11 protein-coding genes are annotated in these 14,625 nt (G+C 50.3%); 5 read left to right on the top strand and 6 right to left on the bottom strand.

Going from position 1 to position 14,625, the window contains the following annotated elements:
* Window position 1 precedes the first annotated feature (1 nt).
* The 4 genes from P1X16_RS15150 to P1X16_RS15135 all read right to left on the bottom strand — a co-directional run bounded on the left by P1X16_RS15150 (window position 2) and on the right by P1X16_RS15135 (window position 5,410).
* Window positions 2-1,801 carry a hypothetical protein gene (locus tag P1X16_RS15150; RefSeq protein WP_277230624.1) on the bottom strand — a complete coding sequence of 600 codons (1,800 nt, stop codon included), beginning with the start codon at window positions 1,799-1,801 and terminating at the stop codon, window positions 2-4.
* Between the two features lie 309 nt (window positions 1,802-2,110).
* Window positions 2,111-2,650, bottom strand: coding sequence for a hypothetical protein (locus tag P1X16_RS15145; RefSeq protein WP_277230622.1), 540 nt, complete (start codon window positions 2,648-2,650; stop codon window positions 2,111-2,113).
* A 242-nt stretch (window positions 2,651-2,892) separates the two neighbouring features.
* On the bottom strand, window positions 2,893-4,485 hold the full coding sequence (locus P1X16_RS15140) for a hypothetical protein (RefSeq protein WP_277230619.1): 1,593 nt from the start codon (window positions 4,483-4,485) through the stop codon (window positions 2,893-2,895).
* The gene (locus P1X16_RS15135) at window positions 4,478-5,410 is read right to left on the bottom strand and encodes a glycosyltransferase family 2 protein (RefSeq protein ID WP_277230616.1); all 933 of its coding nucleotides are present in this window, start codon (window positions 5,408-5,410) and stop codon (window positions 4,478-4,480) included. The genes P1X16_RS15140 and P1X16_RS15135 overlap by 8 nt, the downstream gene beginning before the upstream one ends.
* Window positions 5,411-5,437: 27 nt before the next feature.
* Between P1X16_RS15135 and P1X16_RS15130 the strand changes: the two genes are divergently transcribed.
* The 3 genes from P1X16_RS15130 to P1X16_RS15120 all read left to right on the top strand — a co-directional run bounded on the left by P1X16_RS15130 (window position 5,438) and on the right by P1X16_RS15120 (window position 8,450).
* Window positions 5,438-6,259, top strand: a complete 822-nt coding sequence (locus P1X16_RS15130) for a class I SAM-dependent methyltransferase (protein WP_277230613.1) — start codon at window positions 5,438-5,440, stop codon at window positions 6,257-6,259.
* Between the two features lie 275 nt (window positions 6,260-6,534).
* Window positions 6,535-7,275 carry a class I SAM-dependent methyltransferase gene (locus tag P1X16_RS15125; protein WP_277230610.1) on the top strand — a complete coding sequence of 247 codons (741 nt, stop codon included), beginning with the start codon at window positions 6,535-6,537 and terminating at the stop codon, window positions 7,273-7,275.
* Between the two features lie 218 nt (window positions 7,276-7,493).
* On the top strand, window positions 7,494-8,450 hold the full coding sequence (locus P1X16_RS15120) for a glycosyltransferase family 2 protein (protein WP_277230607.1): 957 nt from the start codon (window positions 7,494-7,496) through the stop codon (window positions 8,448-8,450).
* A 15-nt stretch (window positions 8,451-8,465) separates the two neighbouring features.
* Here P1X16_RS15120 and P1X16_RS15115 read toward each other — a convergent pair whose 3' ends face one another.
* Complete coding sequence (locus P1X16_RS15115; RefSeq protein ID WP_277230604.1) at window positions 8,466-10,211, bottom strand: hypothetical protein; 1,746 nt, start codon at window positions 10,209-10,211, stop codon at window positions 8,466-8,468.
* Window positions 10,212-10,328: 117 nt separating this feature from the next.
* Between P1X16_RS15115 and P1X16_RS15110 the strand changes: the two genes are divergently transcribed.
* Entirely contained in the window at window positions 10,329-11,771 is a 1,443-nt protein-coding gene (locus tag P1X16_RS15110) for an aldehyde dehydrogenase (RefSeq protein WP_277230601.1), read from the top strand.
* Window positions 11,772-11,810: 39 nt separating this feature from the next.
* Here the strand turns inward: P1X16_RS15110 and P1X16_RS15105 are convergent, their stop codons facing one another.
* Window positions 11,811-13,250 (bottom strand): energy transducer TonB, encoded by a 1,440-nt coding sequence (locus P1X16_RS15105; RefSeq protein ID WP_277230598.1) that lies wholly within the window; start codon window positions 13,248-13,250, stop codon window positions 11,811-11,813.
* 298 nt (window positions 13,251-13,548) lie between these two features.
* On the opposite strand from P1X16_RS15105, the gene P1X16_RS15100 reads away from it, so the two are divergent.
* Window positions 13,549-14,556 carry a hypothetical protein gene (locus tag P1X16_RS15100; protein ID WP_277230596.1) on the top strand — a complete coding sequence of 336 codons (1,008 nt, stop codon included), beginning with the start codon at window positions 13,549-13,551 and terminating at the stop codon, window positions 14,554-14,556.
* The last annotated feature ends 69 nt before the right edge of the window (window positions 14,557-14,625 follow it).

Raw genomic sequence — 14,625 nt, 5'->3', positions numbered from 1 at the left:
GTTAGCGACTAGTAGTTGCGACTGGAGTCAATAATTCAAGTCGTAGGTCATCGACCTGTGCGGGAGAACCGTTACTGCTTAAGCCATACACTTTTAATTCATCAGCAGGGCGAACATCAGCCGGCAACGGCAAGTCAAACCACACGGCGTTCCAAGCCTTGTTTACTGAGTTTCGAGTAACGAGACTTACCCCATTCCACTGGATTACTTTGCCGTCGCGTTCCAAGGTCAGCACCAGTTTGTCGCTCCAGGCGCCCCAGTCGGAATATACTTGGCAAGAGGCTCGCACCCATTGTCCAGTTGTTAGACCAGCATCGCTCAGCTTTAAGATTAGAGCAGGGCTGTATGGATATTTTCCGCCAATATTAGCCGACTGATGGCTCTCGTACCCTCGGGCATTGGTGACGCCAGTAGTATCGGATGGTCGTTGATTTTCGAAGTCTAGCAATCCTATAGTACGGCGCTCGTAGTGCCGAGTCACTTGCTGAATGCGGGTGTCTACGTTCAGTAACGCATAATCATCTTGCGTGACTTCGGCCTTGTTGAAGATGGCCCAATAGAAGCTACGCGTCATTTCCTCGGGATGAATAATGCCCGTCATGTATTGCCAGTGCTGAAACATATTCAGGTCGATAAGCAATACCACCACGGGAGCCAACAACCAGGTTGTCAACGAACGGTGACTTGGTGCTAAAGCCCACGTTAGTGCGGCACCTAACGGTAGGCTCAACACTGCATAGGACTGTACTAAGGCACGTTGCCCTATACTACCCCCATACCACCAAATATCCCAAGCCGATACCACCCATAAATTCACTAGGAAGAAGACAACTACGGCAACAGCTACACCTCGATATTGACGCCATAACACCCAAAATCCAGCTAGTGGAATAAGCATTAAGGGCGTATAAATCAGCCAGCCCTTCCGGAAGCTGAACAGCACTTTCAACGTATGTGGCTTCAAGAAGCTAAACGTCTGCTCTTGGTAGCTGTAAAAGATAAACGAGCCAGTAGCCCACTTCCAGTACAGCAGTTGGGGCAATACGCCTACCAACAAAAATACCCCCAACAGCACTACATCGGGCCAGCGCTTAAGCAACAGTTGGATCTTCGCACGAGCAGTTTCCAAGGAACTCACTCCCCACAGTAGTGGCACCACTATCACTACAATGTCGGAGGGCCGCACAATGGCTGTCAAGCCTAGCGTAAGTCCCATAGCAGCAGCAAGCCAACGGCGGGGCTGTTCGTGCCATTTGCACGTAAGCCAAAGCAGTAGGGCAAACAACATGAAGTTGTAGGCGTGAGGCATGGCAGCGTCAAACACCCCAAACTGCAGGTAGTTGGTACCTAGCACCAAAACCACAAAAGAAAGAGCAACTACTACGTCAGAGAAAAAGCGCAGCAACACCCGACGTAGTAATCCTAGGCCTAGAAATCCGTATGTCAGCCCGCTAAACGCAATAGCTACCTGATACGGAGCCGAAAAGCCGTTTTGGAGGTAGCCTGTATAACCAGCAGCCCAGTGCCCTAACCAGAAAAAAGGAGACTCTAAAATGGCAATGCCTATCGGGTACTTCATTACCATAGTCCCGTCGGCGCCTCCCGGAACCGGAAAAGCTTGGTAAAAACTAGTGGTAGGAGCGTAATCCCGAATTATATCAGGTACAAAGCGCAGGTGCGATAAATCGTTATAGATAAATTTTGCTGGCAAGTACAGGTAATAGCCCATAGCGTCCCAGGTCAGAATAGCTAGCACATTGCGCGTATCCCAGTGCGAAGCCCATAACCGGGCCTGAACCATTAAAATACACAGTACAAGCAGAGTAACTAAAGAATAGGGATGCGTACTGCGTCGGATCATGAACCAGAAAATTTATTGTGAAAGAACTGCCAGCCTGAATTAGCAATTGAGCGGCTCTATGGTATAGCAAACACCTAACTCTAATAAGGCACTGCTTGATCCGGAACAAAAACCAGATTAGCAGTGCCTTATTATTCTAACAAGATGCGGTTAGTAAGCTACTCACAAGCGAAGCAACCTCACTACACTTCAGATGATATACTTATTTCACTTCCAAGCTTAAGTCCATTTCAGGTCTTAAAGCCGCCGTTAATTGACTTTTGCAATGCTTAAGTCGTCCAAAAATGCTGTCTCTGAGCCAGCAGGGCGCCATAAATACACTTGAATTCGGTTTGTGTACATGACGTTGGCAGGAAGCTCAATCTCTTTGTTTATCTCCACCCATTTGTTCTGAGTTTTTGCCTGCTCCGACAATTTCGTAGCATTCCACATGATGGGCGGTGTTCCAGGCTTAGCCGGATCTGTTATCTGTGTGATTAATAGCACATTTGAACCCGCAGTTGGCACGTTTACCCAAGCATGAAGCTTAAGCTTGCTTATTCTACTTGGACTGAGTTTACCTAATAGGTTGTTGTACCCCATGCTAAACTCGTTACTCGGATCTACCTTGATAGCATACAGCCCAGAATGAGCTTTTTCTCTGGTTAAAGAAGGTGGAGTATTGTCACCCATCCAACCTTCTACCGACTCGAAGTCGTTGCTTGCCAGTTGATTTGCAGGAACTTCCGTTGCTTTGTCGCCACAAGCAGTAAGAGCCAACACCAAGCTTGCGTAAAGCAGATTTTTCATGCTTAAAAATATCTAAAAGTTATTGTGTGCTCAAAACTAGCAGTTTTTTAGCACCAAGGGATTGGCTCAGCGAAGCAAATAACGCCATATTCCATCTTGGAACAGCAGGATTCTGACTTAAGCTTATCTATCAAGTGTACCCTGATTCCGAATATATTGGTACAGCTTGCTTTTTTGGAAGAATACCTTCTATGCCTTAGCTACAGCTATTGTCATCAGCAAAAAAGCATCTGGCATAGTGTTTACCACCGCCATTGAAACACAGAATGTATGCGCCGTCCATCGGCTCGGATCTGGTAAATTTCAGGGTATGGATATGGCTCAGGATGCCCGCGGTAACTGGTAATAAAGTAGTCTGCCAATTCAGGCCGATCTACTAATGTTAGTCTCTCTCTCTGACCATCAGGTAACATCATGCGGGCCAGGGGCGCTGGGGTAGGCTGTATACAAAATACAGTGATTGTCGACCTGGGATCATGCTCGGCGATGTATGCCAAATCTTGCTGATAGCCAAGGCCCCAATAGTCGAGTTCGAATCGCTCCATCACATTTGGGCCCACCAGCATGTTGAAGTATACATTCTGGAACGGGTGATCATAAATCATCTGACACGCTACGAACACCAAACTCAGGGCAGTAACGCTACGCCAAGCCCGAGACCAGAGTATTCGACGTTTCGTCCACTGCAGAACAGCCACCCATCCGCGTATGGCTAACAAAAGAAAGGTCGGGTAAACGAAATAGAGTTGACGCCAACCGTCGTAGAGAACAGAATGGAGAACAACTACCGCAACTAGAGGCCCTATGCTCAGCCCCAAAAAGAGCACATCCTGAAGTTGTTGCTCATTGCTCCAGAGTCGCCAGCGCTGGCGTACTATTTTCCAAACAACCAACAGAATGCCTAAGAGCCCAGCACCCAAATAGAGTATTGGTGTAGTAATACCAATCCATACTGGCGCATAGTGCCAAGGCAAATCGGTAGCAGGCACCATTTCACCTTGGTAGAGTACGGTGCCGGTCCAGCGAAAAGAGCTCATCTTTTCAAAGGCAGCTAGAAAATTCTCTAAAGGGCTAGGCCACAGATAAGGCCAAAACAACACCACTAAGCCGCTCAGCAACACCGCATACACAACCACAGTCTTAGCGACTTGAAACAAAGTCACTTCCTTCAGCACACCTCGCCAAACGAGCAGCGCTACCGTAGCCATAGGCAGCAACACTCCCATAATGCGGACGTCAATGGTGATTGCACAGGCCAGGGCGTGCCAACAAATGCGGCTAGTGGTGGGGCGCAGCAGCAACCGAACACCTGTGTTTGTAGCAATGGCAAACAAAGCCATAAACACCGCATCCTTATCGTTGTAAAAGGACTCGGCAAAGAGCCGTGGTGAGAGCACCAGCCAACCTGCTGCCAGCAAACCAATTCGCCAATCACGAAAGCGTCTTGTTGCCAGTTGGTATACCGCTATGATCCCCCCGAAACACACCAAAAACGTGCACAGGTGCCGAAATAAAAATTGCTGTCGAACGTCGTCAAGCTTCAGTAGGCGTTCCAGAAAAGTGACCGGAACTTCGAATGCGACGCCGTAATCACGGTCAAAATATTCAGCCAGCGGAATTGGGAAACGTTCGAATTCAGGGTTGGCCGCTACCCAATCTGGATTCAGTTGGAGGGCTAAGTGCTTGAGAGTGACCATTCCATTATTACGGCTTATCTCTTCATCCATTGAGAGACCATAATCCGGAAATATGAATAGCCCTAGTACCAGTATTACCACAAAGAACCCTGGTACCAGCCACCGCCGACTCGGGGAAGTAATAGAGAGGTCAATCATGGTAATAATGCTGCACGAAATAAAGCGGACGATTCTGGTTTTCGCGATAGATCCGGAATACGTATTCGCCTATAATTCCTAAAAAAAGCAGTTGAATAGAACCCAAGAAATACAAGCTCAACCCTAACGATGACCAGCCTAATAATGCAACTCCTGCGGCTTTACTTATCAACACATAAATACCTGCTGCCATAAACACCATCATTCCAAACAACCCGGAGTAAAGACAAACTTTGATGGGGAGGTCAGAAAAGGAAAATAGCGCGTCCAGGGCTAATGCAAACAACCGTTTGTACGACATTTTAGGCAGTGTGCCGTCTGGGCGGGCATCGCGCGAATAGGGCACGCTCACTTGCCGATAGCCAATGAATGAGCGAAGGCCAGGCAGGTACCTATTTTTTTCCTGTAACGACAAGAAAGCGGTTAGAGCCCGACGATTTAGCATCGAGAAATTACCGACGTTGTCGGCTTCTTTCAACTTTGAGAAATTCCGGAATATGCCATGAAAGCTTTTAATAAGCACTTGCCGACCCCAATCTTCCGCACGGTCGGTGCGCTGTCCGTAAGCAACATCATGGGCGTCATCGCGCAACAGATTCCACATCCGCGGCAAGAGTTCAGGCGGGTCCTGCAAGTCGCCATCCATCATAGCCACAAATTCGCCCTGGGCAGCATGTAAACCCGCCGTATAGGCTGCTTGGTGGCCAAAATTGCGGGAAAGCGAAAGTACTTTTAACCGTGGTTCTTGGATACGGGCTGCCAACAAACGGGGTAGCGTTTGGTCTCGGCTGCCGTCGTCGACGCAGATAATTTCGAAGCTAGGGCTGATAGTTGCCAAGGCAGCAACGCACCTAGCAACCAATGTATCAATCAAAGCTTCTTCGTTGTAAATCGGAATAACAACAGATACTAGCGGAGTAAGCATGACTGCAAAGGTATGATACGCTGGCTTATGGAACCTATATTGCAACCGGCAATCAATACCTTTGCCGCTCAGCCTTCATGTGTTGCGGGCGACAAGGCCAACCTTCATACATCTTATTTTATGCCTGCACCCACCAATGACGCCACTCATTACATAGGAGACGAGCTAGCCCTTTTTGAACATGCCACTCATTGGAAGGCATACTATGGAGCGCGCTTACGCCCATTCCTACGGGGCAAGGTATTGGAAGTAGGAGCGGGCATTGGAGGCACTACCCGTACCTTGTGCGACGGAAAACAGACCGATTGGCTTTGCTTAGAACCTGATGCTTCGCTCGCTAGCCGCATTGAAAGTATGATGGCGCAACGCGAACTACCAGCTTATTGCCGCTTGCATGTAGGCACGCTGGAGGATCTTCCGGCAACTGATAGTCAGTTTGACGCCATCCTCTACATTGATGTTATCGAACATATTGAAGACGATGCTGCTGAATTGCGAAGAGCTTATGAACGCCTAGCACCCGGAGGAGCCATCCTTATTATCGTGCCGGCTCATCAATGGCTTTTCAGTCCATTTGATGAGGCAATTGGTCATTTCCGCCGTTACTCACGCCCTATGTTGCGCCGTGTGCTGCCTGCTGGCAGCCAGATTCGCGAGTTGGTGTACCTAGATAGCGTAGGGCTTTTGGCCTCGGCAGCCAACAAGTTGATGCTACGGCAGAGCTACCCAACGCTAGCTCAAATAAAATTCTGGGATCGTACGATTGTGCCGGTTTCTAGGTTTGCTGATCGACTCACGGGTTTTTCTTTAGGTAAATCAGTGTTGGGGGTAGTACAAAAGCCTAAGTAGCAAAAGCCTTATAATCAGCAGTATATCATTGTTGGTTACTTAGTTCTACTCAGCGACAGGCGGAATCCACTTCCATGAATTTTCTGCGCTACTCTACTGTTTGTGCTACACAGCCGCAACTTTCTTAAAAAACCAGGGCCCTGACGTAAGAGTAGGTTTGCACCTTACCCAATTAGCGGGCAACTGCTTTCAAATTGTGGCTTTTTCTTTTAACACAACAGGTAATAGGCTAGCCTTGCCCCCCTATTGGTGTGCTTGGCAACTTGCAATGTCTCATGAACATTGAGTACGAAATAAAGTATCATCAAATCGAGGAAAACTACTGGTGGTTTCAGGCCCGGCGCGATATGGTGTTCCGGCTGGTTCAGGATTTACAGCTTCCTCGAAACGCTGCTATTCTAGAAATAGGTTGTTCTGGTGGTCCCCTGCTACAACGGTTGCGCAGTTCGGGGTATACCGATTTGACTGGTATTGATGTAAGCGAGGCTGGTATAGCCGTAGCTCAACAACGCGGGATACCAAATGTGTGGTGCATGGATGGCACCCACCTTACTTTCCCAGATGCTTCTTTTGATTTGGTAGTAGCCTCCGACGTGCTGGAGCATATCGAAGACGAAGGCCAAGCATTGCGCGAATGGGCGCGCGTATTACGTCCGGGTGGGCGGTTACTTGTCTTTGTACCTGCTTTTCAGTTCCTATGGGGGAAGCACGACGAAGTAAACCAGCATTTCCGGCGCTATACGGCAGCTCAATTAACTGCCCGAGTACGCGCTTCCGGGCTACAGATCAATCGTAGCTCTTATTGGAACGTATCCCTGTTCTTTCCAGCTACGATTGTGCGAATACTCAAGCGGCTTACTTCTACAAGCAACAGACCGGCCAAAGATGACCTTTTTGCTGCCCCCCCGTTAGTTAACACCTTGTTAACTGCTTTTCTTAAGGCTGAAAACCGTGTTTTGCAGGCTATTGATGCACCAGTAGGCGTAAGCGTATTCACGCTAGCGACCAAAGCTTAAGCTATTTTTTAACTTTTTCTTATCCTCCCCCTACCACTCAATGGGTTTTGTATCGAGGTTGGTAAATATGTCTGCAAAAGAGGACTAAGCTGCGGCCAATAGACTGTGCTCTCTAGTGTGTTACTGCTTGTTGATAGTTAGGCTATTATCGTCACTCTTGTATAAATATGCTTAGGGCGCAGTAAGATCTTTCGTTCTACGCAACCACTTTTCTTACCATGGATCTTTCCGTTGTCATTCCCATCTATAACGAGGAAGATAATATTGTAGCTCTGTATACTCGATTGCGAGAAGTCATTGATCCAATGGCTTTACGGTATGAGTTGCTATTCGTCAATGATGGCTCGTTGGATCGGTCACTGGCACTAATTCAGGAATTAGCAGTGCGCGACGAGCGGGTGCGCTACATCGATTTCAGTCGCAATTTTGGGCATCAGATAGCTGTAACAGCCGGACTAGACTTATCGGCCGGTGATGCGGTAGTTATTATTGATGCCGACCTACAAGATCCGCCAGAACTGATCGTACCGCTTTATCAGAAGCTACACCAAGGCTACGAAGTGGTATATGCAAAACGCCGTAGCCGCCAAGGCGAGAGTGCTGCTAAGAAGTTTACTGCTAAGCTATTCTACCGCATCCTAGCCAAAATCACGAACATTTCCATCCCGGTAGACACGGGTGACTTCCGCATTATTTCGCGCAAGGTAGTGGATGCCTTGAAGCTTATGCCCGAGCAGAGCAAGTTCATTCGGGGACAAATTTCCTGGATTGGTTACCGCCAAACGTACGTCGAATACGACCGGGCCGAACGGGCTGGCGGCGAAACCGGGTATACCTATAGCAAGATGATACGACTGGCGTTGGATGGCATCACCGCCTTTTCTGATGCGCCCCTTAAAGCTGCTACCATTAGTGGCTTTATCGTTTCAGGGGTGGCATTTGCAGTGCTGATTTATACACTTTACGCCCGCTTCGTAACCGGCGAATACGAGCCAGGCTGGCCATCCTTAATGACCAGCATCCTGTTCTTGGGTGGAGTTCAGTTGATTGCCGTTGGCATTATTGGCGAGTACATTTCCCGGCTGTCTGCCAATGTGCGGCAGCGCCCTCTGTATATCATTTCCGACACCAACATCACTAGGAAAGAACCGCACTCTACCCAGGAATTACGCTAGCAGTATGCTATTACTCTACTTAGTGGAAGGGGTAATTAGCACGTAGTCGCCCACCAGCTGCTCACGGTAGCCATAGGGCTGTAAGAGCTGCCGTAGATAAAGATGTACTGGCTTATCACGATAGATAGGGTCGATGACAAAGGCTGCAGGCTGGTATCTGCGCAAAAAGGCAGAAGCTTGGGTTGGGGTTGCTGGGGCCGGCGGTATTGTATCGGGGTGAGTTTGCAGCGTAATAAGCCGCTTGATTACTGTATCCTGCTGAAAGGCGGCGAAAATCTCGGGTTTAACGCGGGCGAAGTAGCCTATGGGCATCTTTTTGCGATGCCGCGCCTGATAAAAGAATTGCTCGGTCTGCACTTGCCCAATCATACGGTATCCGTCGCTGACACCAAAGGGAATCGGAAAAAGCGTAGTTCCAGGCAGCTTGGCCACCTCGTCGTACACAATTGGCACATCGGTCGTTGTGAAGTGCATGGTCTTCGGCCAGTACTCGAAGAGCATCAGACCCAGCAAAACTACACTCACCATGGCTTGCCGTGCGGGTGGCAGACGAAATTGCCATAGTGTTTCTAAGGCACTAAAAACGATTAGTGGCAGAAATAACCCGATCATCATTACCCAGCGCGTTGGGCAACGGATGTTGTTGAAGAAAGGAATGTAATGCAGCACACTAGTAGGCAGATTGAGGGTTTCATGGCCATTGATGCGTAGCGTAGGTAAGGTTAGCATCACGAAGAAGATTAACACCCAAACCAAAGGCCGCCCAGTAGGGTCGAGATGCCGCGCCGATGCTGGGCGATGTGGCCATACCATCATCAGCAATCCTAGTGCTGGCAGCAAGAAGCCTATAAACAGGATCATTTCCACTGACCCCGGCATATTGAATACCTGCTGATTCAGGTGTAGCTGCTGTGCCCACTCGAAATCCAGAAACCGGCTGGTGGGCGGCGGCATGAAATAGCTTACTGCATCGCCGGCCCACCACAGCCCGTCCATATCAGGCACTTGAAAGATGCGTAGTAACTTGATGAAGACGTGGCTAAGCAGCAACATTGATACTACGCGGACCCACGTTTGCCAACGGCGCCACTTCAATTCGCCTAGCCGTAGCTTATACCACAAGGCGTAAGCCACTGAAAAATAAAGCAACCCGAACGTAACATAATAGTCGCTGAGCAAGGTGACCAGGCCCAAAACGAGACACCAAACCACGGCTCGACGGCTACGCACTTGTGGTAATAGCTTTCCTAATCGAAAAGTGAAAGCGTCAAGAAAGGCCATGACGTAAAATGGCACGGTGGCCGTCAACACCAGCGTATAGTGTTCGGGTAGGCGGATTAGCTTGTAGGGTGAGTAGGCAAAAATAACTCCAGCCAGCAGGCACAATACCGGATTTCGTACCCAGCGGCGGCACAGCAGATAAGCACCGGTACCAGAAAGCGCGTAACTCAGCAGCAGCCCGATATTAATCGTGAGCGGAACATTGTTGAGCACTAAATTCAGTACCCCAAGCAACGGCATGTAGGCATGCATGATCAGCGACGCGCCCCACGGATATAGCAGCCAGTCGGTGTAAAACGGATTGTGGCCACTGACTACGGCTTCGCGGAAATACCAGAAATTCCAGGCGTAGAGAAGTGAGTCATGTCCTGCTACGGTAGGAAAAGCCGTGGTGAAATGGGTAGCGAGCGGCCAAGTAAACAGCACGAACAGTAGCGCGTAGAAGCCTGTGACCAGCATCAGGCGCAACCAATTTTTCATAGAAGACAATCGAAATCAAGCAAAAAGCAATTATACAAGGGGGTAGCTCTCAGCAAAAGTAACTATTCAATCAAGCCAGCTTTTCTACCTTGCCGTGGTCTCGCCTTCACTCCCGCCATGTTGCAACTCCAAAACTACATCAACGGTCAGCTTGTAGCACCAGTCGCTGGCACATACTTGCCTACTATTGAGCCAGCAACAGGCCAGGTTTACGCTGAAATTCCGGATTCTTCGCCCGCCGATGTAGCGCGGGCAGTTACCGCCGCAGAGGCTGCCTTGCCTACCTGGCGCATGTTGCCAGCTGAAGAGCGTGGCCGCCTGCTGGTACGAATAGCGGAACTGCTGGAACGAGACCTGGAACTATTGGCGCAGGCTGAAAGCCTGGACAATGGCAAACCCGTAAGCTTGGCGCGCACCGTTGATATTCCACGGGCTGCCAGCAACTTTGCCTTCTTTGGCACGGCAGCGCAACACTTTGCTTCCGAAACGCATTTTCAGGAAGGGGTAGCGCTTAACTACACTGTACGCCATCCGCTGGGTGTAGTAGGCTGCATTTCCCCCTGGAATCTGCCGCTCTACTTATTCACTTGGAAGATAGCCCCGGCTTTGGCTGCTGGCTGCTGCGTAGTAGCGAAACCTTCCGAGCTTACGCCGTACACTGCTTTTCTGCTGAGTAACTTATGCATAGAAGCCGGGCTGCCGGCAGGTGTGCTCAACATTGTGCATGGTACGGGACCAAGCGCGGGCCAGGCCATTGTCGAGCACCCTGCCATCAAGGCTATCAGCTTTACAGGGGGCACAGCTACCGGGGCGCATATTGCCCGCACGGCCGCGCCGTTGTTCAAGAAACTCTCCTTGGAGCTGGGCGGCAAAAACCCGAACATCATCTTTGCCGATTGCAACCTGGCCGAAGCCGTGCGTACCAGTTTGCGCAGTAGCTTTTCCAATCAAGGCCAAATTTGCTTGTGTGGCTCTCGTATTTTCATTGAGCGTCCAGTATATGAAGTATTCAAAACCGAATTTCTGCAAGGAGTAGCTGGCCTCACTATCGGCGACCCTCAGGAGGAAGGCACCCAGCAAGGAGCAGTAGTCAGTGAAGCGCACTTACGAAAAGTACTGGGCTATATAGAGCTGGCGCACCAAGAAGGCGGCACCTTATTAGCTGGCGGCCAACGCATAGAATTAAAAGGTCGCTGCGCTGGTGGCTACTTTCTGCAACCCACTGTATTTGAAGGCTTGCGGCCCGACTGTCGGGTAAACCAGGAAGAAATATTCGGTCCTGTCGTCACACTTACGCCATTTGACACCGAAGAGGAAGTGCTTGCTTGGGCGAATAGTACCGAATACGGCTTAGCCGCCACCGTCTGGACCAGCAATTTAACCCGAGCCCACCGCGTAGCGCACGCGCTGCACAGCGGCATCGTGTGGATAAATACGTGGATGCACCGCGACTTACGCACGCCTTTTGGCGGCATGAAGAACTCTGGTGTTGGACGCGAAGGCGGCTTGGAAGCCCTGCGCTTCTTCACGGAACCGCAGAGTATCACGCTGAAATTGTAAGCCCTTAGTGTTGCCTTGTTTATCTGGCACTTTCTGGCCTTAGAGCCGTTCTAGCCGCCGTTCCAGCTCTTCCAAAGTGGTTTCGCGGAACTCTAGGGGCGAACTAACTTCTTGCCCAGTAGTGGTTTCTTGCCAAGCCATGTATGGTACCCCTCCCTGATAACGCAGGCCAACTACTATGGCCCGGCGTCCAGCTGGCAGCTTACCGAACTGGTACCCTCCTTCCACTTCTTCGCCCGCCACCACAGTAGGAGTTGTGCCAAGCACTACTAAGCGCACTGTAGTAGCTTCGTCAGGAGCAGGAGCAGCCACGAGTGTGGTACTGCTGCCGCTCAAAGGACGGTCTACATTAAACCAACCCAGCTGCGAGCAGTGAAATACATACCGGTCGGTGGGAGTTGCTTCGGCGGGTTCCTCAGCGGTGGTTACTGGCTCAGAAGGCGCTGTACTGGCCGTTAGGCTAAGGCGGGTGGTATCGGTAGTGAGTTGGCCGGGCTGGAACGAGAATCGAATCGGCAGTACCATCTTCACTTTCACAAATTCGCCATTGCGCTGGCCAGGAGTCCAGTGGCCCGACGTTTGGCGCAGCACCCGCAGTACCTCTTCGTCGCAGCCATGCCCGAGGCCCCGCAAAATATGCGGCTTTTGCACCCGGCCGCTTTCGTCGACCACAAATGACGCAAATACCACTCCCTGCGTCTGACTGACCAGTGCTTCGTGCGGATACCGCACCAAGCGGTTGATGTCGGCTGGACCGCTGCCGTACGCGGGCATTGGCCGAGCATCGGTGTAAATGGTTTCGAGAGAAGCGGGAACTGCAGATTCGGGAGCCTCAATCCAACGTACAGGCGTAGCACCTTGGCCATAGTAGAGGCGCATGCCCGGGAGCGGTTGGCCTTGAGGCGCAGGCATTTCCAAGCGCATCGTGCGGCCAGTGGCTACCTGTAAGGGTTGTCCGGCGGCAGTGGCCCTCACCAGTACCATACCGGCAGTTTGCAGTGGTTCGGCATCAGTGGTAAGGGTGGTAAGATTAGTGAGTACCATCTCGGCGGGCGTATAGCACTCTTTTAGCTCCACCCACACTGGCCCCGTAGCCGGGTGCTGATTGGCATCTACCAGCGTGCCAGCCGCTAGCCGCAATACCGTGCCGGTACGCCCACGCACTTCCGCGGCTTTGGTGGGGTCTATCTGAAAATATTCGCTGGCTTTGCGCGTCAGGTCTAGCAACGTGGCTTCCCCAGGCGCGGGCGCAGTATTTAGTCCTGCCGGTGCTTGGCGCACGCTTCGGTACACAATAAGCGGAGCCTGTGGGCTGGTTCGCTTGTCGAGGCGGTGCCAATCGCGCCGAATAGGAGTGGTATCGACAGCCCCGACCGGATTTGCCAGCGAATCCAGATTAAGCGTGTCAGCAAGGGCAGGAGCAGCTTGCTCGGTGCGAGCGGGCTTATCGGGCTGGCAACCACTGACTGCGGCCAGCATATACGTACCTAAAAGATATAGACAAGGTGTCCGAAACGTGGGCATACCGCGAACTACGGGAAATTTTTACAAGAGCTGCTTACTTTTTGCATCTTTCTTATACCCATATGTAAAAAATAATTTCACCAACATATTTCAGTTAGGATTTCTACCGTTAGGATCTAGACCTATTGCTGCTTCACAATAAGCATTTGTTAGCCCTATACTTTGTTGTTGCTCTGTATTCAACGCTTGTAGCTCACTTTGTTGCAAGCAACAAAGTGAGCGTCACCCGCAAATTCCGACCTTTGCCGATACTATGCGTTTTCACCTGCTTCTGTTCCTGTGTGCTTCTGCCCTGCTAACGTCCTGTAGTCTCGATGATGAGTCGGGTCCGCGTGTTGACTTAGTTGGCGGGACCCGCTTTCTGTCCGCCAGCCGGACCGTTACCACTGCTGCTAACACGTCTGCCCTTGCCGATACATTCACGACCCGTGTTTTTGCCGAGAAACGAGATGATGGTGCCGAGCTAGATCGGCTAGTCATTACAGTAGAATACTCACCTAGCCCTTTTCCCTTTGTTTATCCGTCAACTGCTTTTAATTTAGATAGTCTATATAAGATTAAGTATCCAGTTGTATACCTCGATACGATGCTGACAGGGAAACAGCGTCAGTCTATAGCATTTCAATTTAAAGCAAACACCCGCACTACTTCTGGACGAGAGAAGTGGATTTTTGATGCTTATGATGCTGACAATAATAAAAACAGCCGCAGCTTCACCTTATCTTTACGCAACAGCGATTCACTCCGCGCTGCGACTTATCATAATTACACAGTCATATTGCCTGCCCCTACCACTCCTTATGCGCGCAACAGTATATCCTTATTGTCTGGCTTAACCCTACCACCCAATGCCTTGCGCAGGCGTATTGAAAATCAAGACCTTATTGATTTAGCGTATTTGCCGCTAGCTAATGGAGAGAGAGCCTTGGCATCTCCCAACGATCCTGAACTCATCCGCACCAACCGTCTGTTCAATCCAACCAACTGGTTGAGTCGCCGGACTACTTCAATGCGCAGCACCGACTTGGACTCCGCTCGCTTCGCTAGCACTGCTGACACCGCAGCATTCCGCTCTCTTTTTAGCAGCGGCGTAGTTCCAACAATTTCTACTCGCACTAATGCTTTAAGAGCTAGAGGTACTGGAAGAGTTTTAGCATTTCGAACTAGTGATAGTCCAGCTAGGTACGGACTCATCTTTATTCAATCCTTTCTCACTGCACCAACACCCGCCATCAAGATGCAGGTGCGCATCACGAAATAAAGAGGAAGCATCAGCACTTGACGCCTCCATAAGATAAAAGCCGACTTTCGTTTGAAAGTCGGCTTTTAT

The organism is Hymenobacter sp. YC55 (assembly GCF_029433095.1).
Taxonomy (GTDB): Bacteria; Bacteroidota; Bacteroidia; order Cytophagales; family Hymenobacteraceae; genus Hymenobacter.
The sequence above is the reverse complement of the archived record's forward strand: the minus strand, read 5'-3'. Positions and strand labels throughout refer to the sequence as shown.